The 19,318-nt window shown below is 53.8% G+C and carries 21 protein-coding genes; 14 read left to right on the plus strand and 7 right to left on the minus strand.

Annotated features, from left to right (window positions below):
• The first annotated feature begins 377 nt into the window (after positions 1–377).
• From LEP6406_RS30345 to LEP6406_RS0214310, 7 genes are all read left to right on the plus strand, one after another.
• A complete protein-coding gene (locus tag LEP6406_RS30345; protein ID WP_008312527.1) occupies positions 378–4,898 on the plus strand; it encodes an eCIS core domain-containing protein in 4,521 nt (1,506 codons plus the stop codon).
• 11 nt (positions 4,899–4,909) lie between these two features.
• Positions 4,910–5,482, plus strand: a complete 573-nt coding sequence (locus tag LEP6406_RS32885; RefSeq protein WP_008312525.1) for a hypothetical protein — start codon at positions 4,910–4,912, stop codon at positions 5,480–5,482.
• Between the two features lie 424 nt (positions 5,483–5,906).
• Positions 5,907–6,335 (plus strand): hypothetical protein, encoded by a 429-nt coding sequence (locus LEP6406_RS0214290; RefSeq protein WP_008312523.1) that lies wholly within the window; start codon positions 5,907–5,909, stop codon positions 6,333–6,335.
• A 338-nt stretch (positions 6,336–6,673) separates the two neighbouring features.
• Entirely contained in the window at positions 6,674–7,816 is a 1,143-nt protein-coding gene (locus LEP6406_RS32190) for a type III secretion system chaperone family protein (RefSeq protein ID WP_051463694.1), read from the plus strand.
• A gap of 37 nt (positions 7,817–7,853) precedes the next feature.
• Positions 7,854–8,492, plus strand: coding sequence for a hypothetical protein (locus LEP6406_RS0214300; protein WP_008312520.1), 639 nt, complete (start codon positions 7,854–7,856; stop codon positions 8,490–8,492).
• A gap of 70 nt (positions 8,493–8,562) precedes the next feature.
• Positions 8,563–8,937, plus strand: a complete 375-nt coding sequence (locus tag LEP6406_RS33855; protein ID WP_008312518.1) for a type III secretion system chaperone family protein — start codon at positions 8,563–8,565, stop codon at positions 8,935–8,937.
• Positions 8,938–9,186: 249 nt separating this feature from the next.
• On the plus strand, positions 9,187–9,513 hold the full coding sequence (locus LEP6406_RS0214310; protein WP_008312517.1) for a hypothetical protein: 327 nt from the start codon (positions 9,187–9,189) through the stop codon (positions 9,511–9,513).
• Between the two features lie 101 nt (positions 9,514–9,614).
• On the opposite strand, the gene LEP6406_RS32890 is transcribed toward LEP6406_RS0214310, so the two are convergent.
• Positions 9,615–9,782 (minus strand): hypothetical protein, encoded by a 168-nt coding sequence (locus LEP6406_RS32890; RefSeq protein WP_315874574.1) that lies wholly within the window; start codon positions 9,780–9,782, stop codon positions 9,615–9,617.
• A gap of 319 nt (positions 9,783–10,101) precedes the next feature.
• Here LEP6406_RS32890 and trpA point away from each other — a divergent pair, with 319 nt between their 5' ends.
• From trpA to LEP6406_RS0214330, 3 genes are all read left to right on the plus strand, one after another.
• Positions 10,102–10,899 carry a tryptophan synthase subunit alpha gene (gene trpA / locus LEP6406_RS0214320; protein ID WP_008312515.1) on the plus strand — a complete coding sequence of 266 codons (798 nt, stop codon included), beginning with the start codon at positions 10,102–10,104 and terminating at the stop codon, positions 10,897–10,899.
• Positions 10,896–11,435 (plus strand): VUT family protein, encoded by a 540-nt coding sequence (locus tag LEP6406_RS0214325; protein WP_008312513.1) that lies wholly within the window; start codon positions 10,896–10,898, stop codon positions 11,433–11,435. The genes trpA and LEP6406_RS0214325 overlap by 4 nt, the downstream gene beginning before the upstream one ends.
• A gap of 88 nt (positions 11,436–11,523) precedes the next feature.
• The gene (locus LEP6406_RS0214330; protein WP_008312511.1) at positions 11,524–13,239 is read left to right on the plus strand and encodes a diflavin flavoprotein; all 1,716 of its coding nucleotides are present in this window, start codon (positions 11,524–11,526) and stop codon (positions 13,237–13,239) included.
• Positions 13,240–13,246: 7 nt separating this feature from the next.
• Here LEP6406_RS0214330 and LEP6406_RS28180 read toward each other — a convergent pair whose 3' ends face one another.
• Positions 13,247–13,795 carry a pentapeptide repeat-containing protein gene (locus tag LEP6406_RS28180; protein ID WP_008312509.1) on the minus strand — a complete coding sequence of 183 codons (549 nt, stop codon included), beginning with the start codon at positions 13,793–13,795 and terminating at the stop codon, positions 13,247–13,249.
• A 259-nt stretch (positions 13,796–14,054) separates the two neighbouring features.
• On the opposite strand from LEP6406_RS28180, the gene LEP6406_RS0214340 reads away from it, so the two are divergent.
• Entirely contained in the window at positions 14,055–14,549 is a 495-nt protein-coding gene (locus LEP6406_RS0214340; RefSeq protein ID WP_008312508.1) for a TM2 domain-containing protein, read from the plus strand.
• Positions 14,550–14,621: 72 nt separating this feature from the next.
• Here LEP6406_RS0214340 and dapF read toward each other — a convergent pair whose 3' ends face one another.
• Positions 14,622–15,476, minus strand: coding sequence for a diaminopimelate epimerase (dapF, locus tag LEP6406_RS0214345; protein ID WP_008312506.1), 855 nt, complete (start codon positions 15,474–15,476; stop codon positions 14,622–14,624).
• A gap of 161 nt (positions 15,477–15,637) precedes the next feature.
• Between dapF and LEP6406_RS0214350 the strand changes: the two genes are divergently transcribed.
• The 3 genes from LEP6406_RS0214350 to LEP6406_RS0214360 all read left to right on the plus strand — a co-directional run bounded on the left by LEP6406_RS0214350 (position 15,638) and on the right by LEP6406_RS0214360 (position 17,568).
• A complete protein-coding gene (locus tag LEP6406_RS0214350; RefSeq protein ID WP_008312504.1) occupies positions 15,638–15,847 on the plus strand; it encodes an Hfq-related RNA-binding protein in 210 nt (69 codons plus the stop codon).
• Positions 15,848–15,875: 28 nt separating this feature from the next.
• Positions 15,876–16,832 (plus strand): M23 family metallopeptidase, encoded by a 957-nt coding sequence (locus LEP6406_RS0214355; protein WP_008312501.1) that lies wholly within the window; start codon positions 15,876–15,878, stop codon positions 16,830–16,832.
• 193 nt (positions 16,833–17,025) lie between these two features.
• Entirely contained in the window at positions 17,026–17,568 is a 543-nt protein-coding gene (locus tag LEP6406_RS0214360; protein ID WP_008312500.1) for a late competence development ComFB family protein, read from the plus strand.
• Between the two features lie 130 nt (positions 17,569–17,698).
• Here the strand turns inward: LEP6406_RS0214360 and LEP6406_RS0214365 are convergent, their stop codons facing one another.
• The 4 genes from LEP6406_RS0214365 to LEP6406_RS0214375 form a co-directional block, all read right to left on the minus strand.
• Positions 17,699–18,274 (minus strand): L,D-transpeptidase, encoded by a 576-nt coding sequence (locus tag LEP6406_RS0214365; RefSeq protein WP_008312497.1) that lies wholly within the window; start codon positions 18,272–18,274, stop codon positions 17,699–17,701.
• Positions 18,275–18,590: 316 nt separating this feature from the next.
• Positions 18,591–18,755, minus strand: a complete 165-nt coding sequence (locus tag LEP6406_RS35660) for a UPF0175 family protein (protein WP_202807532.1) — start codon at positions 18,753–18,755, stop codon at positions 18,591–18,593.
• Positions 18,733–19,095 carry a type II toxin-antitoxin system VapC family toxin gene (locus tag LEP6406_RS28185; protein ID WP_008312495.1) on the minus strand — a complete coding sequence of 121 codons (363 nt, stop codon included), beginning with the start codon at positions 19,093–19,095 and terminating at the stop codon, positions 18,733–18,735. The genes LEP6406_RS35660 and LEP6406_RS28185 overlap by 23 nt, the downstream gene beginning before the upstream one ends.
• Positions 19,070–19,267: a hypothetical protein gene (locus tag LEP6406_RS0214375; RefSeq protein WP_008312492.1), complete on the minus strand. Its 198-nt coding sequence runs from the start codon at positions 19,265–19,267 to the stop codon at positions 19,070–19,072. The genes LEP6406_RS28185 and LEP6406_RS0214375 overlap by 26 nt, the downstream gene beginning before the upstream one ends.
• Positions 19,268–19,318: the final 51 nt, after the last annotated feature.

Consider the following 19,318-nt stretch of genomic DNA (forward strand, 5'->3'; position numbering starts at 1 on the left):
CAATGCACCAATAGGCAATATGGCAATAGGTATCTTATTTTCTTGCAAACCCCCCTTAGTCCCCCCTTGGCAAGGGGGGAGACCGGAATTGCTCTTGTCCTCCCCCTTGGAAAGGGGGAGGTAGAGGGGGTCAGGCCGGGAATTTGCATCAAGCAGTGACTTGTGTGTACACCGTAGCCACGCTAAGGGAGGTGCAATCTAATAAAGTACCGACCTAATTTCACGTTCCAGCGTGGGATTAGGTCAAGACGCTCCAATCGCTGATCGTAAATTGGCTCATTAATCCAAGATTTCTTGACTTACGAAGGCTCTAGACCGGGCACTCATGGCATCATGAGTAACAAGCAGCATGCAGGGCCGTTGGGCTCCCAGTGCCGATGTCAGGTCACACTCCAGAGACGGCTTCTCCCCAAGTTACGCCTGCTGCACCGGCCCAGGCTACACTCGCCCCATCCCCCTACAACCCAGTGGGGGATGTCTTTGAGCCCCGTCCAGGGCAGATGCTATCCCGACCCCTAGGGCCTACGGTGCCCTCCAGGGGATCGCAGCTCTGGGAAGAACGCCCCTGGACTTCTGGCTTTGAGCGCCGTGGAAGCACCGCCCCACGGGTCTCCCACGCTCGGGGTTTCGACATTGCCCACATCAGTATTTTTCCGAAAGCAGCCACCCCTGCACCTCCAGTGCAGCGGCAATGCGATGGCTGCGAGGCGGAGCAAGAGCAAGAGCAAACCCACGACTCGATTCAGGCCAAGATTGCCATTGGTGCCCCCAATGATCCCTATGAACAGGAAGCGGATCGGGTAGCAGCCCAAGTCATGGCCATGTCCGACCCCGCTCCAATACAGCGACTAGATACCGAGACCCCGGAGCCGGACCCAGACCAGATTCAGGCCAAGGCGATCGCCGTCACTATCACCCCGGTCCAAGCCAAGTTCCTGCAACGGGACGCTTTGCCCGATACGGAAGAGCCCGAAGAGGAAGAGCCGCTACAGGCCAAGCTTCTACAACGGGACGCCTTACTAGAAACCGAGGAGCCGATCCAAACCAAGTTCCTGCAACGGGATGCTTTTCTAGAGGATGAGGAACCCCTCCAAGCGAAGCGACTCCAGCGGGAGGCGTTCCCCCAAGACGAAGAACTTCTCCAGGCCAAACTGCTCCAGCGAGATAGCGCAGGCCCAGAAGAGGAGCCGGTGCAGTTCAAGGCTACGGTGCAGCGATCCGCCAAGGGGGGTTTCACAGCAAGCCATGATCTGGAAACTCGCCTCCAACGCAGCAAAGGCGGCGGCATCCCCCTGTCGGAGGATGTCCGCAGCTTCATGGAGCCCCGTTTTGGCGCGGATTTCAGCCAGGTGCGGGTGCATACGGGCACAGAGGCGGTGCAGATGAACAAAGAGGTGGGGGCGCAAGCCTTCACCCATGGCACTGGCCTCTATTTCAATGCTGGGAAATATGCCCCCGATGCCGATAGTGGTAAGCAGCTCCTGGCCCATGAACTTACCCACACGATCCAGCAAACCGGGAGCCAACTGCAACGGAAGCCTCACAAGCTCCAGTTCAAGGTTGCTGATGCCCCTGCCACGGAAAAGGCCGAATCCCAGCCTTCTCCCAACCAAAAGGACAAATCCTCCTCCCAGAAAGCTGAGCCTCAGTCTTCTCCCAACCAAAAGGACAAACCCTCCTCCCAGAAAGCGGAGCCTCAAGCCTCTTCCAACCAAAAGGACAAACCCTCCTCCCAGAAAGCGGAGCCTCAGTCCTCTCCCAACCAAGAGGACAAGTCTCCGTCTTCGCAAGCCTCCGAAGAGACAGCCCCGCAGCCGGAGGCAGCCCCGCCAGAACCCGCAGCCCCAGGGGCCACGGCAGCATCCCAGCCAGAGGAGAATCAACCAGAGGAAAATCCAGGGAATGTTGCCGCTGCTGCCCAAAACTCCGCTGCTACCGCTCCTGGAGCAGCAGCGGTCAGCGGATCGGCTGTCGGTGCTGCGGCCAGTGCGAGTGGCGCAGTAACACCAGCGGCTGAGGAAAATCCTGGTTTTCAAGCGGTGGTGGCAGATGTAGGCACTGTCGCAGAAGCAGAACAGGCCCACGAACCTGCCGAGGCCGAGGCAGAAGCCGCCCAAGCCGCAGCCCAGTCCCCTGACAATGAGGTGGAGAGCCAAGCCGAGGGGCAGCAGGTTGATGTCATGAATCAACAGCCCCCCGGCAGCTTCAACGCCGAAGCTTTTAAGGCGACGCTTTTAGCAAGAATTGCAGCGGTCATTCCTGAAACAGAAGAGGCTGCGGACAATTTTGGCAACAATAACGAACTGGACTCCGTTCGTAGCGGCGTATCGTCTCAGGTGGCAACAGAACAGGAGCAGGCGTCGGGCGCGATTCGTGAAGCCAGCGAAGCGGAGCCCAATACAAGCGGGATTGAACCTCGGGTAGAAACCCCGTTGGTTCCGGCGGAACCGGGAACCGCGATGACTGAGGTTGGGGCAGAGCGGGCGGCCCCAACGCCGCAACCGGAGGCGGTCGTCTCCGCACCGCTGGCGGCCAATGCCCAATCTGTTGATCAACAGATGGCGGAGGCCAATGTCACGGAGGAGCAACTGGCCAATTCCAATGAGCCGGAGTTTCAATCAGCCCTAACGGCTCGGGATGAGGTGCGAACCCATGCCGCTACGGCTCCAGTTGCCTACCGCCAGGAAGAACAAGGCGTTATTGAGCAAACTCAAACCGATGCCCAGGCGGAGAGCCAGCAGCAGTTGACGGCGATGCATGGCGATCGCGAAGCCATCCTTGGCCAGGTCGTGAACCAACAGACCGACACCCAAACCCAGGATGAGGCCGAGCGGGCAAAGGTCGCCAATGAGATCAATGGAATCTACGAGCAAACCAAAACCGATGTTGAGGCAACCCTAGACGGTCTAGAGGATGGCGTCACCAGCAAGTTTGATGTGGCGGCGGAAAAAGCCAAGCAAGCCTTTGAGAACCATGTCAAGCGCAAGATGGATGCTTGGAAGAAGGAGCGCTATGGCGAGTGGTATGACGTGAGTGGATATGGCACTCGCGCTTGGGATGCTTTGACTAGTCTTCCTCCAGAGGTTAACGAATTTTTTGTTGAGGGCAAACAGCTTTACATCGACCAGATGGATGTGGCTCTTACGGACATTGCCAACCTAGTCGCCGATACGCTGAATCAAGCCAAGGACCGCATTGCCGAGGGACGGCAGCAAATTCACGACTATGTAACCGGCCTGCCAGAATCACTCCAAGAGTTTGGCCGGGAAGCGGCGGAGAATATTCAAGCCCAGTTCGATGACCTAGAGGAGAGTGTCAACGATAAGCAAGAGGAGTTAATTGATTCCCTTGCCCAAAGCTACAGCGAGGGCATCCAGGCGGTGGATGCGCGCATCACCGAAATGCAGGCGGCCAACCGTGGGCTATGGGATAAGGCCAAGGATGCGGTCGGGGGAGCCCTCAATACAATTGCTGAACTCAAAAATATGCTCATGGGAGCATTAGCGGGTGCCGCTGGCTCCGTAAATAAAATCATCCAGGATCCCATCGGCTTCCTGGGTAACTTGATTGCTGGGGTAAAGCAGGGCTTCCAGAATTTCTCGGCCAAGATTGGAGAACACCTGCAAAATGGTCTGCTGGGCTGGCTGACGGGTGAGATCGCGGGGGCGGGCATCCAACTCCCCGACAAACTAGACCTCAAGGGCATCTTTACTTTGGTGATGCAGGTGCTGGGGCTGGTCTACAACATGATTCGCCAGAAGGTGGCGAAGCTGGTCGGTGAACCCGTCGTCGGCTTCCTAGAGAAGCATTTCGAGATGTTCATCATCTTGAAGAATGAGGGCATCGCGGGTCTCTGGCAGTACATTCAGGACAAGGTCGGCGATCTCCAGGAGACGGTGATCGGCGGTATCAAGGATTTTGTTAGCAACAGCGTCATCAAGGCGGGTATTACCTGGATTCTGAGCTTGCTGAACCCAGCCTCGGCCTTTGTCAAGGCATGTATGGCGATCGTCAATATCGTCAAGTTCTTAATCGAACGGGGCAGGCAGATTGCTGACCTCGTGGCGGCGGTGACGGGCTCAATTTCAGCCATGGCAGAGGGGGCAATGGGGGTTGCAGCGACTGCCATTGAAGGGGCATTGGGCAAGTCGGTGCCTGTGGTAATCAGCTTTATGGCCAGCCTGCTGGGGCTCGGTGGCATCAGCCAGAAAATTCAATCTATTATTGAGAAGGTACGAAAGCCGATCAACAAGGCGATCGGCTGGGTCATCAGCAAAGCGATCGCCTTTGCTAGGAAGCTTGGTTTTGGCAAGGATAAAGAGAAAAATACTGTAAACGAAGTAACTGATCCGGAAAAGAAACAAAAGATTCGTGGTGGTTTAACTGCTTTAGATCAAGAAGAGAAAAAGTATACTAAAGAAGGAAAAATTTCTAAGGAGGATGCGGAGAAGGCTGCTGCCAACGTTAAAGCAACTCATCCTGTATTTACATCAATCACAGTAGTTGATGGAGTAAACACTTGGGATTATGACTATATTGCTCTTGCTAGAGAAAAGGGAGGGAAAAAACAAGAAGAAGATCCAACTGCTCATCGGGGAAGATTACAGGTTCAGGGTGGAGGTTTAGAACTATCTTGGCCTTGGGCAAGACCTACGCCACCAAATGCTCAAGAGTCTATTGTCGGTCTTAATAGCTTAAAAAGCCAATTAAATAAGACGGAGCTAAAATTGAGAGACAAAGCTTTCGAGAAGGCTGAAGCATACATAAACAAATCATCCAAAGGTAACGGAGTAGATGCACCAGTCAGCTTAACTTTTCAGAATGATAACCTGCCAAAAAAAAATAAAGATGCTCGTGTTGATGTTGAGGTAAAAACAGGTAAGGCATTTGTAAAATAGGGATTATTTTTATGTCAGCCATCTTAGAACGCCTAGACAAACTAGAAGCTCTTGAACGAGATCGAAAGACCGATACAGAGGTGCTTAATTTAATGGAGGAAATTGGCTCTTCAATATCAGGTTTGCGAACGCTTGTAGTACGTTATGGTAGCTCTCAAAACCCAATAATGATACGTTCGCTCTCTTTTCTACTTTCAGTGGCAAGCTCTTCGCCAAACCCAGAAATTTCTTCGTTATTATTTTCTTTGGTTGAGCAGATCCACTGTAAAAATGATGAATCATCCCTAATTAACTGCTTAACAGCTATTCAGCGACAGCTTATTAATGAAATTTCGTGGAATTCTACTCAAAATCCTCCTCGATGTCTACACCCTTTTTTAATGCATTGCCTAAAACAATCCATACCAGTACAAAGTGGTGCTATTGCTGTTATTGCAAAAATGCATGAAAATAATCTTTTGGAAACTTTTAAGGCCGACCAAATTGCCTTAATACATTGTAAGCTGACAGAGCTATTAGCTCTACATGATGAACTTTTGGATATGGAGCTAGAAGGTTTACAAGAATTCTTGATGTACTCATGAACTAGATATAGCAAGATTCATGATTATGATAACAGCTATATTTAAGCTTAAAGGTTTACTGACTTCAAGATTGAGCGCTCACTTAATCTTTTTAGGAGAGTTCAGGATTCTTTTTCGACCTATATTAAAGCCTTTTTCTGTATTTGCTAAAAAGACTAGCTAGAAGAAAATATTCCTTTCATGACGCTATTTTGTATCCAATAGATGGTCCAGGAATAATCCAATTAGAGTCATACAAATATAATCTCTTGCTTGTATTTAAGAGAGATCCTGAAAATGCACGTAAGCAACTATCAGCTCAACAAAGCAAAGGAATTATTAGGATAGACGATGCTCAGGAAATTGAACAGCTAGCTAAGCAATTCGGATTTATTTAAGTGCCTTTTTTATCAAGTGAACCCTATATCTAGTGAGGTTTAGAGGCATGACACAGAGTATACAGATTTATCTTGAAAAAGTAGTTCCAGAAAAGGAATTCCTGGATTGTTTGTCAAAGTTATTGGGAATTGCAGTGGAAACGATTAACTATCCCAACGACGAGGCCAATGGCTTTGCAATGATTATGGACTATGATAACGGCTTGCCGCTTGGCATCACGGTTAATTGGTCAGATCACTTGAAATTGGATGTAAATCTTTTGGATATAGCCAAAAATATTGCTGCTAGATATGAAACCTGCGTTGTAGTTGAGCCTTTTGAAGGACAAGATCTTGGCCATTATCAAGACCATGATCCTTACCTTTGGAATGTCATCTTTCCCTCAGGAAAACTAGCACTATATAAGCAGTCAACCGTGGATGTATATGGTCTAGTGTTGACTGATCAGCTAGAGCAGATTGAATTGCCCGCTTAAATTATTTTGTCACTATTTTGTCACTACTTTATCTGTTAATTCATGATGAGAGGTGACCGTTCACATCTCCCCCTACCTTCAAACGAGGGATCAAGGGTTGTAGCGGTTTAGTCAGGAGGGGATTGAATCATTAAGGTTACGTTGACTGAGCGAAGTCATTCGCCTTGCGTCTCCCCGAGGGAGAAAGCCACAACCCACGCAAAATGTCCCCTAGCCCCTCTGGGGCGGCAAAGCCAACGACGCCGCTCAGGGGACACTTACCTGAAATCAGGCTAATTCTTAAGCAGGAATATCCGTAGGTCGGGTATTGAAAGACAATGACTCAGAAGCGAACATTGATGGATTCCCTAGCTGAGATTGAAGGCTGTACCCATTTTCAGGTGGGGCGTTCGATTACTCTATTTCGGAACGCTCAAGATTCTTGGGCAACGGATGTCAACGGTATTACTTGTGTCCGTAAGCAGGATCAGGTGATCGAGTGCCGCATGGACTTTCAAGCGACGCCAGACCTCTACCAGCAAATCGATCGCGAGGCGCTGTTTAACCTCAAGCCAGAACTGCGGGGGGCGATGGGTGGGGGAGCATTCTTGCCCGATGCAGATGTGGAGATCGTGGTGACGCTGAAGCCCGATTTTCTCGCGGAGTTGGCTCCCCATGCGGAGACGGCGGAGGCAGCGGCAAACTACTTATTGGCACTGAGCCAAACCACCCCAGAGCATCCGCTGCTCCAGACCGAAAACTGGCTGGCGCTGTCGGTGACCCAGCAGCAGGAAACGGGAGAGGTGGGTTTTACGACACTGTGGCACACCCTTAACCCTGCGGCTCTGGCCGCTGGCACTCTGAGTGAGGCTGATATCACCCCAGCCTTGACCCGCTTTTTTGCCGACTGGACAGAGGCGAACTTGGGCAGCGTGGTGGAGGATACAACCAGTCAACTGCTGGAGGAGTTGGGCAACGTTTTCACCGAGGCGGTGGATCGCGGCTTGGAGGACATTGCCGACGCTGTGACCCCAGAGCCGTTGCTGACCACCCTGATTCAGTTTTTCACTGAGGATGATTGGTCTTTTACCAAGCTGCAAGGGGAATCGGCTCTGCGCACAGCCTGCCAAGGGGAAAAGGGTCAATGGAATTGCTATGCCAAAGTCAGGGAAGCAGCTCAGCAGGTGGTGTTCTATTCTGTGTGCTCCCTCCAGGCTGCCCCAGAACAGCGCCTAGCCGTAGCGGAATTCATTACCCGCGCCAACTACGGCCTAATCATTGGCAACTTTGAGATGGACTGGAGTGATGGCGAGATTCGCTACAAGACCAGCATTGACGTGGAGGGGGACAGACTCACCCCTGCCCTGATCAAACGCCTCGTCTACGCCAACGTCATGATGATGGACACCTATTTCCCCGGCATCCAAGCCATACTTGAAACAGGTGTCGAACCAGAAGCCGCGATCGACCTTGTCGAACCCCCCGTGACGAATCCCGTATAATAGCAAGACTTCCGACCCTTGGCTCTTGGCTGCAAACATGACTCAAAGCCTTGCCATCTCCAAAACCATCCTCACCATGGCAGCACTACAGCAGCGATTCGGTGTAGTGCCGAGCCAAGATCCACAATTCTTCCTGGAATGGGCAAGCAATCTACCAGAATTAACTGCCGTAGAAACCGATACCCTTGATCAAGTTAAAGCCCGATTCGATCGCCACAGAAACCAAGGCTCTCTCGCTGAAGGCACCATTAATCAACTCTTGATTTCGCCGCTACTAACAATCGCTGGATTGTATGATGCGCCATTCTTCGTATCGACAGAACCCAGTCTGGAAATTGAACTAGAAGATCGCGATGAAATTTTGCGGGGACGCATCGATACGCTGATTATTCAGCAACAGTTTTGGGTTTTGGTCATCGAGTCGAAGTCCACCATTGCCTTCTCGATCGCCTTACCCCAAACCATGGCCTACATGATGGCAAACCCCAATCCCGATCGCCCTGTTTATGGGTTGGTCGCAAATGGGGACGAATTTATGTTTATCAAAATAGTCACCCAAGGCTTACCCCAGTATGACCTTTCCAACGTTTTCTCGTTACTGATTCCTCAACGTAACCAACTCTACGACATCCTGAAAATCCTCAAACAAATTCGCCTAATCATGCTGCAATCCTAACTAAACCTTGTCGATGTATTCGTAGCGGCATTCCTGAAGTGGTTCCCACTCCAATTAGGCTTCGGGGCTCATGTCCAACCCTTTCATGGGAACGCACCAGCTCGGAGATAGTGATCGCCGATGGAGCGATGGCGAGATTCGCTACAAGACCAGCATCGACGTGGAGGGGGACAGACTCACCCCTGCCCTGATCAAACGCCTCGTCTACGCCAACGTCATGATGATGGACACCTATCGCCCCGGCCTCCTCGCCGTGCTAGAGAGCACCACCACCCCTGAGGATGCTATTCACTGGGTCGAGACAGGAGAATCTACTGAGGGACGTGCAATTCAAGACAGCATCCCATCTCTGTGGTTGCCCGGTGGGCGGACAACCACAAGAGTTGCCCCTACGGACGGGAGTTGTTTTGCGCGGATCCTAACTAGTACACCTAGGCTGAAATAGGCTTGCTATTCTGTCGCACCAGCCCAACATTTTCCGGTCCCCTCTCCCCTTGGGAGACGGCTAGGGCTTCGGCGTGAGCTCAGCCGAACGGTGAGGGGCCGAGGTGTACCACGATAGAACGGTTAGGGTATTGACGCCGCAGAGTACTAGGCTGGCGACCGCGATACCCGCTGAAATCTCCCGATCTGGGTAGCTTTTGCCGAGAAATCGCGGCACAATGGTAACTATTGATAAGACTCAGGTTTACGGATGCAAGCGATTGATAAGGACTGGACTAAAACGGAGAAGAAAATTGCTCAGGTGGCATTTCAAAAAGCCTATGAGCAGGAAGTTAGTGCTTTAATGAAGGACGTAAAAGACAAGATCAATCATATTTCAGATTTAGAGGATCTCTGGCGCTTACACGACTACCTGAGTGCTCGTCGCCACGATATAGACGGCAAGTATGATTACCGTTATTCTGTCCTGATCTTTGTCTTTTCTCAGTTGGTGCGTGAGGGCTGGCTCAGTCTAGCAGATCTAGAGGGGCTAGAGCCTGCTAAGCAGAAAAAGGTCGCTGCTCTGGCTCGAATGTAGCGGTGACTCTATAGCGACTGGTGCTGATGCCAGTCGCTATAGGGGGCTTTGAGGATATAGCGATAGGGCATCGACTTCCCTCGGGTCAGCGTAGATTCTCGCTACCAGCGGGGTTCATGTTTGAGCTGAGTTGAATCCACCACTACCCCACCGGGGAAATACTCCGACTGTTCACTGAAGGGTTTAACCGTACAGCTCTTGGGAATGAAATAGGGCAGTTCTAGTCGGGCAATTTCCACCGCTAGCCAACCATTCAGATAGCCGCCCACCTGCTTGTAGACTCCAGTTGGCTTGACCTCTTGTACCCTGCCATTGATCAGTTCATAGCGCCCCTATTCTGGGTACCAGGCGATGAATTCATCAAATGTCGTGACCTGGGAAACAGCCTGAACCAGGGTGGTTTATCAGTCCCAAACTGCTCTAAGTTTAACTCGCTTAGAGATCTGGGAATTAATGGTTTACTCAGTGGCCAGGTTTTCTCTCTTCGGGAGACGCAACCTGAGAGTGTTCCATATAGACTGGGGCGGCATCTTGCCCTAGATTCAGAAGGGCTGTCTGCGGAGAACCACGGTTGTGGAAGGGACAAGAATGAAATCGGTATCTGAACAGTTCCAGGCGCTGCGCGATCGCGGTCAATGTGCCCTGATTCCCTTTATCACCGCTGGCGATCCCGACTTAGACACTACCATCGCTGCCCTCAAACTGCTGGATCAGCAGGGGGCAGACCTGATCGAGCTGGGGGTGCCCTACTCTGACCCCTTGGCAGATGGCCCGGTTATTCAGGCCGCCTCCACGCGGGCCTTGGGCCGGGGCGTCACCCTGGATGATGTGCTGACGGTGGTGCGGCAAGTGACGCCGGATATCCAGTCCCCCATCATTCTGTTTACCTACTACAACCCGATTCTGAATCGCGGCATTGAATCCTTTCTTCAGGAGGTGGCCGCTGCGGGGGTGCGGGGGTTGGTGGTCCCCGATTTGCCGCTGGAGGAGGTCAATCCCCTGCTGACGGCGGCCCAAGGGGCGGGGGTAGAGGTGATTTTGCTGGTGGCCCCCACCAGTCCCCCGGAGCGAATTCAGGCGATCGCGGCCCAGGCCCAGGGATTTATCTACCTCGTCAGTGTGACGGGGGTGACGGGGGTGCGGCGGGAAATCCAGAGCCGGGTTCAGGATTTACTCCAGGATTTACAGGCCAGTACTGACAAACCCGTTGCTGTGGGCTTCGGGGTTTCCCAACCGGAGCAGGCGGCCCAACTTCGCAGTTGGGGTGCGGATGGAGTGGTGGTGGGGAGTGCCTTTGTGCAACGGCTGGCGGAGGGCTCCCCCGAGGAGGGATTGAAGGCGCTCTCAACCTTTTGTGCCGAACTGAAGGCTGCCATTCAGTCATGACCCTACGGTTTTCCCGAGCCCACGGGATTAACGCAGCCATCTATATCCTGGCGACCCTGGGGGCCAACTATACGGCGACTTGGTTTTTACCCTTCCCCCTCTTTGGCCAGGTGGCGGTGGGGACGTTTATCTTTGGCATCACCTTTACCCAACGGGATCGCCTCCACAGTGCGGGGCGGGGCGGAGTTTACCTCACCATTGCCATAGCAGCTCTGGCTAATGTGGCAATGAGTGCTGTCCTGGACGTGCCCTTTCGCATTATCCTGGCCAGTTTTCTCGCCATCGTCTTGGCGGAAACGGCGGATACGGAAATTTATCAAAAGCTACTGCCCTACCCCTGGCTCGTGCGGGTGGCGGGGAGCAATGCGGTGTCCGTGCCTCTGGATACGCTGTTGTTCAGCCTTGTGGCCTTTGCGGGGGTGTTGCCTACCTGGGAGATTGTGTCCCTGCTCTTTGGCGAAACCATCACTAAGTACGCTATTGGCGCGATCGCGGCTCTGTGGAAAGAGGGCAAGTTTATCTGGCAGACCTCCTAATTTTCGATCCAATTGGGGGAGTGGATAGCAGGGAGGGAAGCTGGCCCGATAGGATGGGGATGGAAATTGTTCCCCAGGGATTCTTGCCATGACTGCCGCTTCAGTGCGCGATGTTCAGGTGCTGACCATAGCCGCCGATACTGAGGTGCTGCGATCGCGCAGTTGGGATCGCCTCCGCTTCGAGATTGAATACGCCCTAGAGCGGGGCACCACCGCTAACAGCTATCTGATTCGGGGCGATCGCATCGCCTTATTCGATCCCCCTGGAGCCTCCTTCACCGACGCCTTTTTGACTGCCTTGGCGGCACAGGTTGCCCCGGAGAATTTGGATTACATCGTGTTGGGCCACGTTAACCCCAACCGGGTGGAAACCCTTAAGGTGTTGCTAGACAAAGCTCCCCAAGCTACCCTCGTCTGCTCTAACCCGGCGGCAAAAGCCCTGGAAGACCTGCTGGGGGATCGGCCCTATGCCTCCCTCGTAATCAAAGGCAGCGACGACAGCCTAGATCTAGGCCAGGGCCATTGCCTCCGATTTCTGCCTGTACCCACGGCCCGGTGGCCCGGTGGTCTCTGGAGCTATGACGACTACACCCAGACCCTCTTTAGCGATAAATTCTTTGGCCTACATCGCTGCGAAGATGCCATCTATGACCTGAATCCCGCTGCGCTCCAGGAGGATCGCCGCTACTACTTTGATTGCCTGATGGCCCCCAGCGTGCGCCAAGTCAGCGTGGCTTTGGACCGCTTGGAGGGGTTGACGCCTCGGCTACTGGCTCCCGGCCATGGTCCCCTGGTCGCCCACAGTGTCCGGGAAACGGTGCAAGCCTACCGTACCTGGAGCCAACAGCAAACGGGGCAGGAGCTTTCTGTGACGTTGATCTACGCCTCTGCCTACGGCAACACGGCTACCCTGGCCCAAACCCTGGCTCGGGGAATCACGAAGGCCGGGGTGACGGTGGAGGCCATCAACGCCGAACAGGCTGACCCCGACGAGATCAAATCCGCGATCGCAAAATCAGCGGGCTTCCTAATCGGTTCCCCCACCCTGGGCGGCCATGCCCCCACCCAGATTCAAACCGCCCTAGGTATTGTCCTGTCTACCGCCTCCAAAACCCAGTTGGCGGGAGTCTTTGGATCCTTTGGCTGGAGTGGTGAAGCGATTGACCTGCTAGAGGGCAAGCTCAAGGACGCAGGCTATTCCCTAGCCTTTGACCCCATTCGGGTCAAATTCAAACCCACAGAAGTCACCCTGAAATATTGTGAAGAGGTGGGCACCGACTTTGCCCAAGCCCTGAAAAAGGTAAAGCGGGCCAAAGCTCCCCGCACCCCCGCCACATCGGTAGAGCAAGCCGTGGGACGCATCGTCGGTTCCCTCTGCGTGGTCACCACTCGCCACCAAGACCTCAGCAGCGCCATGTTGGCCTCCTGGGTCTCCCAAGCCACCTTTACCCCCCCTGGGTTTACCGTTGCCGTCGCCAAGGATCGGGCCATCGAGTCCCTGATGTACCCCGGCCACGCCTTTGTGCTGAATATTCTCCAGGAAGGTCAGCACCTAGGGTTGATGAAACACTTCCTCAAGCCCTTTGCCCCAGGGGAGGATCGCTTCGTGGGAGTGGATACAAAGATAGGGGAAAACGGTAGCCCCATCCTCAAAGATGCCATCGCCTATCTGGAATGTGAGGTGGCCAACCGCATGGAATGCGGCGATCATTGGGTCGTTTACGCCACGGTAACCACCGGGGAATTACTTCAGACTGAGGGCAAAACCGCCGTCCATTCCCGTAAAACCGGCACCCATTATTAAATCGGAATTAAACCGGCGTCAGTTGACCATCCACATCCGCCCCAACAGCCTGGGACAGGTCTGTTCGCTGTCCATAGGCCCCCTGCCAACGGCATCCCGTCAGATCCGCCCGATGAAGAATTGCCCCGGTCAAATCCGCATGTCGCAGGTCAGCCCCCCGTAGGTTGCTGCCCGTTAAGTCGGCGTAGCACAGGCGACTGTGGCTCAAGACCGCATTTTGCAACTGGGCTCCCCGCAGGTTAGCCAATCGTAGATCGGCCTGGGTGCAGCGACTACCCGACAGTTGCGCTGCCACAAGTTGACTGCGAATTAAAATGGCTCGGTCCAGACAAGCGGCCTCTAGGCAGGCGTGGGTCAGGTTGGCCCGCCACAGCATGGCCCCGGTCAAGTCCGCTTCCTGGAAGAGACCGTAGCTGAGGTTAGCCCCCGCTAAATCGGCTTGGACTAGCTGCACGCCCTGCAACTGGATACCCGGCAACCAGGCTTCACGAAGATCTACCTGGCCAAAATCCCGTCGTCCCTCCGCGTAACCCCGTAGGAGTTGGACCATTTCCATCTTGGTGTTCCCCACAATTCCAGCCCCATCCCCGACAAGTGTTGCGGCCCTCCAGGAATACAGGCGGCATAACGTTAGACAGCAAACGTTAAGTAATGTAACAACCTTTCAGGATGTCGGCAAGGGATTCGGGGCTAGAAGGGCGGCAATCTGCCTGCACCAGGGGGAGAAGTCCGCCCCCTGGGCTCTAGAGGCTCCTAGATTTCCCGCCTATAATTGGGGGTGAACCACCCACACCTCGGGCAGCGGGAGAACATCCATGGCGGCACCTTCAGGACAGAGGCAGTTAACGGTGTCCTACATCCTCTGGATTGCAGGATTTATGAGTCCTTTTGCGGGGCTACACCGCCTTTACAACGGCAAGATTGGTAGTGGATTGCTGTGGTTATGTACCTGGGGTCTTTTTGGTGTGGGTCAGTTTATAGATGTTTTCTTCGTACCGGGGATGGCGGAGGAACAGCAGTTCAAACTGCGGGCTAAATATGGCTACAGTCCCTTTGGCCCTTTAGATCCCCAGCCTCAACCTACCGTCACCGTTCCCGAGACCCCAGAACAGAAAATGGCCAAACTTCTCAGGGCCGCTGCCAAGCATGGGGGTCAGCTTTCCGTTACCAAGGCGGTGATGGAGACGGAGTTGGGTTTTGAAGAAACGGAAACACTCCTCAGGGATATGGTCAAAAGGGGCTACGTTGCCGTCAGCAATCATCCCAGTACTGGGGTGGTTGTGTATCACTTCGATGAACTGACGGTATAGGAAAAATCTAGCCCCTACCCCAGGCGAATCTCGCTGATGCTAGTGGCTCTGGAGACACAAATCTCCCCATCCTTAGTCCATGACTCCGGTGAAGACTTGCTCGGCGGGGCCGGTCATATACACTCGGTTCTCGGGGGCGGACCATTCAATCCGCAGGGGACCACCGGGAAGTTCCACTGTGGCAATGCGATCGCACCGCTCTGTCAACACCGCCGCCACCACTGCGGCACAGGCCCCCGTACCGCAGGCCAGGGTCGCTCCGGCCCCCCGTTCCCACACCCGCATTTTGAGATAGTCTCGCGCCATGACTTCGATAAATTCGGTATTGATGCGCTGGGGAAAGGCAATGTGGTGCTCAAATTTTGGCCCTAGGGTCGCTAAATCCAGGCTGGCAACATCCTCGACAAAGGTGATGCAGTGGGGGTTGCCCATGCTGACGGCGGTCACCACCCAGGGCTGTTGATCCACCCCCAAAGATTGGCTGATCACCCGCTGGTCTGGGGCTACCAGGGTGGTGGGAATTTCCCCTGCTAGCAACTGGGGTTCGCCCATATCTACCGTGACTTGGCCATCGGGTTGCAGGGTGGGGGTGATGGTACCCGCTAGGGTATGGATGGTATAGGCTTTGGGGGGTGCAGCGGGCTGGCCGTCTGCCGTTTCTAGGGTGGCGATGAATTTAGCTAGACAGCGAATGCCGTTGCCGCACATCTCTGGCTCGGAACCATCGGAGTTGAAAATCCGCATGGTGTAGTCTGTGCCCTGCTGCCCCGGCAACACAAAGATGACGCCGTCAGCACCGATGCCAAAGTTGCGATCGCACCATTTCACCGCCTGTTCTGGGGTCAGGCAGGGTGCTGACTGGTGGCGATTATCCACCAACACAAAGTCATTTCCTAAGCCGTGGTACTTGCTAAAGGCGATGGCCATGGTCTTCATCCTGCGCATAATGCGCATAAATGGGGCGCTTTAATCGCCCCCAAACCGTCCCTATCCTAGAACTTTCCTGGGGCTTCCGGTTCAACCTGGGGGAAACCGGGTAAGTTAAAACCAATGTGTTTTACGGGCTGCTCGACGGGGCAGCACTTGCCATGAGCTTAGAACTGGATACGGGCCTACCAAGTACAAAGCTGATGCAGGGGTTTCTGCGGGATAAGCAGACCCTCGAAATCAAGCTCACCACCGGAGATACCTTTAACGGGACGCTTCGCTGGCAGGATCCAGATTGTGTCTGTATCGAAGCAGAGGGGCAATCTGTGGTGCTCTGGCGCACTGCGATCGCCTACGTTAAAGCTGTCTGATGGAGTCTGACCCCCACCGCCACCGGCCATGAACGATTTCCTGAACTGCCATAGTCAGCAACCGGCCCCCATGGGCCATCGCACCCTGACGCCTAAACTCCGGCTTTTACGACGACCTTCCCGATGGCGATCAGGACTGTTGCTGCTACTGGCGGGGATTACCACCCTGCTGGTGTTCCTGAGTCAAGGCCCCGCCCTAGCCTACGAAGTGACCATTGATCCGGCGGGGCCAAGTCAGGGAGACACGGTCTCGATTCTCGTGACGGGGCGCACGGGAGCCGCTGAGCCCCCCACCATTACCGTCAACGGCGAGACCTACCCCACCTTTGCCCTGGGCGGCGATCGCTATCGCGCCTTTGTCCCCACTAGTCCGCTCCAACCCTCGGGGCGCTATGTGGTCAGGGTGACTGGCCCTGAGGACACGCGCAACCCCGCTTTCTGGCTCAGCCGTCGGAACTTTCGCATCCAGCGGATTACCCTGCCCGCCAGTAGCAGAAATCTGGGCACCGATCATGAATTTAACCGAGTGGATGCCTTCAAAGCCCTGATCACGCCTGAACAGCATTGGAATGGGGCTTTTCTTCGGCCTAGCCAAGGGCGAGTCAGTTCCGAGTATGGGGTGCGCCGCTACTACAATGGCGTCTTTGCTGAAAACTATTACCATCGGGGCATAGACTATGCCGCCCCCACGGGTACCCCCGTTATTGCTCCTGCAGCCGGTCGGGTAGCCCTCGTGGGGCGTGTAGCAGATGGCTTTGAACTCCATGGCAACACCATTGGCGTTGACCACGGCCAAGGGGTTGCTAGTATTTTCATCCATCTCAACAGCATTGCGGTACAGGAGGGAGATTTTGTCCAGCCCGGACAGACTATCGGTACCATTGGCAACACTGGGGCTTCCACTGGGCCACACCTGCATTGGGGGCTCTATGTAAATGGGGTGGCGGTTGATCCGGGTCCGTGGCTAAACCGTCGAATGGATTAGGCAGTTGAGCCCTATCCAGACCTGGGGCAGGAATTTAGCTAGAACACCCTAAAGTTATGGATCACCATGTCAGCTTTGGGTAGGTCAGGGGCACAATAGGCGCAGCAAAACGAAGATGGGTTCCTGATTCTTACCCGGCTTCTGACCACATCTGCGCTGATATGACAACGGAGCATGGGGACATCACAAAATTATGACTATTGAGAAAATTGTGGAGCAGGCGCTCCAAGACGGTTACTTGACCCCCGCCATGGAAGCGGAGGTGGGGCGAATCTGTGACACCGCTTCTGAACTCTCCATTGAAGAGTACATGGCCCTCGATCGCCTGATGGGTGCCCTACTCACGGGAGAGGTTGTGGCGGTTCCCCGCAAGCAGTTCATCAACGTGATGGAGGAGCTGGTGCTAACGGAGGCCATCTCGCGGGTAGCGGAAATCGAAGCTAGCACCGACAATACTCTAGATTTGGGAGATATTGCGGCCTACGCTCTCAACCGGCTACCGCCTCTCTATGCCACCACGGAGGAGGGTGCCAATTATCAACGGGATAAGGCGCGGGCTGAATTGGCGGTCCTGATTTCTGACCAAGTGAAGGATGCTATTGCCTGCAATATGAACCAGCCGGAGTTTTATCCCGAGCGTCAAACTATTCGCAAGGGTGACGATGTCTTGGGCCAGGTCAGCAGCCTGCTGAAGGATCATGCTTTCAAGTTTGAGCCCAAGTTAGAGCCCAAGTAGTTCAGGTTTCTCGTTTCCAGGAAACGGTTTCTGCCTGTCTCCACTCTCAGTTTGTCCGTAACGCTCTCTAGCAACTCCCTCGGTTAAGGTCGGCTCTGCCGACCTTTTTTTTGGGTTTCTGCTGGGGGTTTTATTGCGGGCGCACGGAGATGGGGGTGCCGATGCTCAGGTATGCAAACAGGGTCTGAATATCGCGATCGCGCATTCGCACACAGCCATGGGACACGGCCTCTCCGACTAATTCCTCTGCATAGGTGCCATGGATGCCGACTCGAAAATTATTGGGGGCAAAGGCGAAGCCCACCCAACGGGAGCCTAGGGGATTGTCTGGGCCGGGGCTGACGGCTTCTCCGGTGATAGGATGCTGCCACACCGGATCTTCCCGTAGATCGAGCACGGTAAAGTGACCGATGGGGGTTTCCCACTCATCTTTACCAATGGCGACGGGGAAGGTATGGATGCGGGTCTCCCCTTCGTAGAGTTCCAGTTCCCGGCGATCGAGGCGAATCACTACGCGGGTCCGGCTCACTCTGGCCGCTACGGGGGAGCGCTCTAGGATGAATTCCAGGCGATGTATCGAAGAGGGCTGCCACAGGATTTGTGAGGGTTGCGATCGCAGATTGCTCCACTGCCCCGACAGCAACACTGCCGACGCTCCAAAACAGAGCGCCATAGCACAGCGACGAAGCGGTGATTGGGTCAGCATGGTCCTAGAATCTCGGTATAGCGGTTGCCAGTCTGGTTACGACCAGACTGCGATCCTGCGATCCAATTTACTTTGCCCCTAAGCATCAGAGGGGTGCCGGGTATCGTGGGCACATTGGCCGAAGCTATCTTCACTTCTCAGGATAACCGTTTCTAGTTCGGCATCACTCCCATGAATTGTTCTCCCTTTTAAATTCTGTAGGGCTGTACCCTTCCCGTAAAGTATTTTGAATTTCTTTGACGGAGCAAGCCTCTCTAGCCAACTCTGCTAATTTCCGTTTATCATTACTAATTTTCTCCTGCTAGCTTCAAAGCAGTTAGGCGTTAAGGACATCTTGCTCAAGTTCTTCAGGGGTAAGTGCAAACGGGGAAACCTGGTATCGGCCTAGTAATGTGAGGAATTCAACCCGTGACACTTGAGCTAATTGAGCAGCTCTTCCTGAAGACAGTTTCCCTAATTCAAACAACTTGACGGCTGCCAATATTGATAGCTCCCGCGACGATGATATTTCTCTGGACTGCCAAAGAAAACGCTTGATGAAGAATTGGTTGTGTTAAATATACAACCTGAAACACTCCACCTAGATAGACAGTTTCGATCAATGCCTTAGCTTCTTCAGCGGTTAGCGGCTTATTTTTCATGGCTATGGGGTTGGTCAGAATTCGGTAAAGCTCGAATAAATTTTGTTCAGCTATCACGCCACTAAACTCTCTGGCAAATATCGCTGACAATAATGCAGCAGAGGTATCATGGTGCTGTGATGAAGCATCATGGGCATACACCAACACGTTGGTGTCAAGAAAGAGACGAGTCTGTGTCATAAATATGCTCTCGCTCTAAATAGTCATCTTTGATGCCGAGGTCGAAGACTGGAAAGGGATAAGCTTCTCTGCGAATGGGCACGATCGCCACTTCAATCTCGTCCCCGTCTTGAAAGCCTTCTGGCAAGGGCTCTATGAGAATGATTGTTTTGTCTTTAATAATGCCTTTCATAAACTTGATTCCTCTTTGAATTCTGTAGGGCTATGCCCTTCCCGTAGGGTA

Source organism: Leptolyngbya sp. PCC 6406 (genome assembly GCF_000332095.2).
Taxonomy (GTDB): domain Bacteria; phylum Cyanobacteriota; class Cyanobacteriia; order Phormidesmidales; family Phormidesmidaceae; genus PCC-6406.

Bases quoted from the DNA above. Each gene is read 5' to 3' on its own strand.
- LEP6406_RS30345 (WP_008312527.1), top strand. From the start codon at position 378: ATGTCAGGTCACACTCCAGAGACGGCTTCTCCCCAAGTTACGCCTGCT.
- LEP6406_RS32885 (WP_008312525.1), top strand. From the start codon at position 4,910: ATGTCAGCCATCTTAGAACGCCTAGACAAACTAGAAGCTCTTGAACGA.
- LEP6406_RS0214290 (WP_008312523.1), top strand. From the start codon at position 5,907: ATGACACAGAGTATACAGATTTATCTTGAAAAAGTAGTTCCAGAAAAG.
- LEP6406_RS32190 (WP_051463694.1), top strand. From the start codon at position 6,674: ATGGATTCCCTAGCTGAGATTGAAGGCTGTACCCATTTTCAGGTGGGG.
- LEP6406_RS0214300 (WP_008312520.1), top strand. From the start codon at position 7,854: ATGACTCAAAGCCTTGCCATCTCCAAAACCATCCTCACCATGGCAGCA.
- LEP6406_RS33855 (WP_008312518.1), top strand. From the start codon at position 8,563: ATGTCCAACCCTTTCATGGGAACGCACCAGCTCGGAGATAGTGATCGC.
- LEP6406_RS0214310 (WP_008312517.1), top strand. From the start codon at position 9,187: ATGCAAGCGATTGATAAGGACTGGACTAAAACGGAGAAGAAAATTGCT.
- trpA (WP_008312515.1), top strand. From the start codon at position 10,102: ATGAAATCGGTATCTGAACAGTTCCAGGCGCTGCGCGATCGCGGTCAA.
- LEP6406_RS0214325 (WP_008312513.1), top strand. From the start codon at position 10,896: ATGACCCTACGGTTTTCCCGAGCCCACGGGATTAACGCAGCCATCTAT.
- LEP6406_RS0214330 (WP_008312511.1), top strand. From the start codon at position 11,524: ATGACTGCCGCTTCAGTGCGCGATGTTCAGGTGCTGACCATAGCCGCC.
- LEP6406_RS28180 (WP_008312509.1), bottom strand. From the start codon at position 13,795: ATGGAAATGGTCCAACTCCTACGGGGTTACGCGGAGGGACGACGGGAT.
- LEP6406_RS0214340 (WP_008312508.1), top strand. From the start codon at position 14,055: ATGGCGGCACCTTCAGGACAGAGGCAGTTAACGGTGTCCTACATCCTC.
- dapF (WP_008312506.1), bottom strand. From the start codon at position 15,476: ATGGCCATCGCCTTTAGCAAGTACCACGGCTTAGGAAATGACTTTGTG.
- LEP6406_RS0214350 (WP_008312504.1), top strand. From the start codon at position 15,638: ATGAGCTTAGAACTGGATACGGGCCTACCAAGTACAAAGCTGATGCAG.
- LEP6406_RS0214355 (WP_008312501.1), top strand. From the start codon at position 15,876: ATGAACGATTTCCTGAACTGCCATAGTCAGCAACCGGCCCCCATGGGC.
- LEP6406_RS0214360 (WP_008312500.1), top strand. From the start codon at position 17,026: ATGACTATTGAGAAAATTGTGGAGCAGGCGCTCCAAGACGGTTACTTG.
- LEP6406_RS0214365 (WP_008312497.1), bottom strand. From the start codon at position 18,274: ATGCTGACCCAATCACCGCTTCGTCGCTGTGCTATGGCGCTCTGTTTT.
- LEP6406_RS28185 (WP_008312495.1), bottom strand. From the start codon at position 19,095: ATGACACAGACTCGTCTCTTTCTTGACACCAACGTGTTGGTGTATGCC.
- LEP6406_RS0214375 (WP_008312492.1), bottom strand. From the start codon at position 19,267: ATGAAAGGCATTATTAAAGACAAAACAATCATTCTCATAGAGCCCTTG.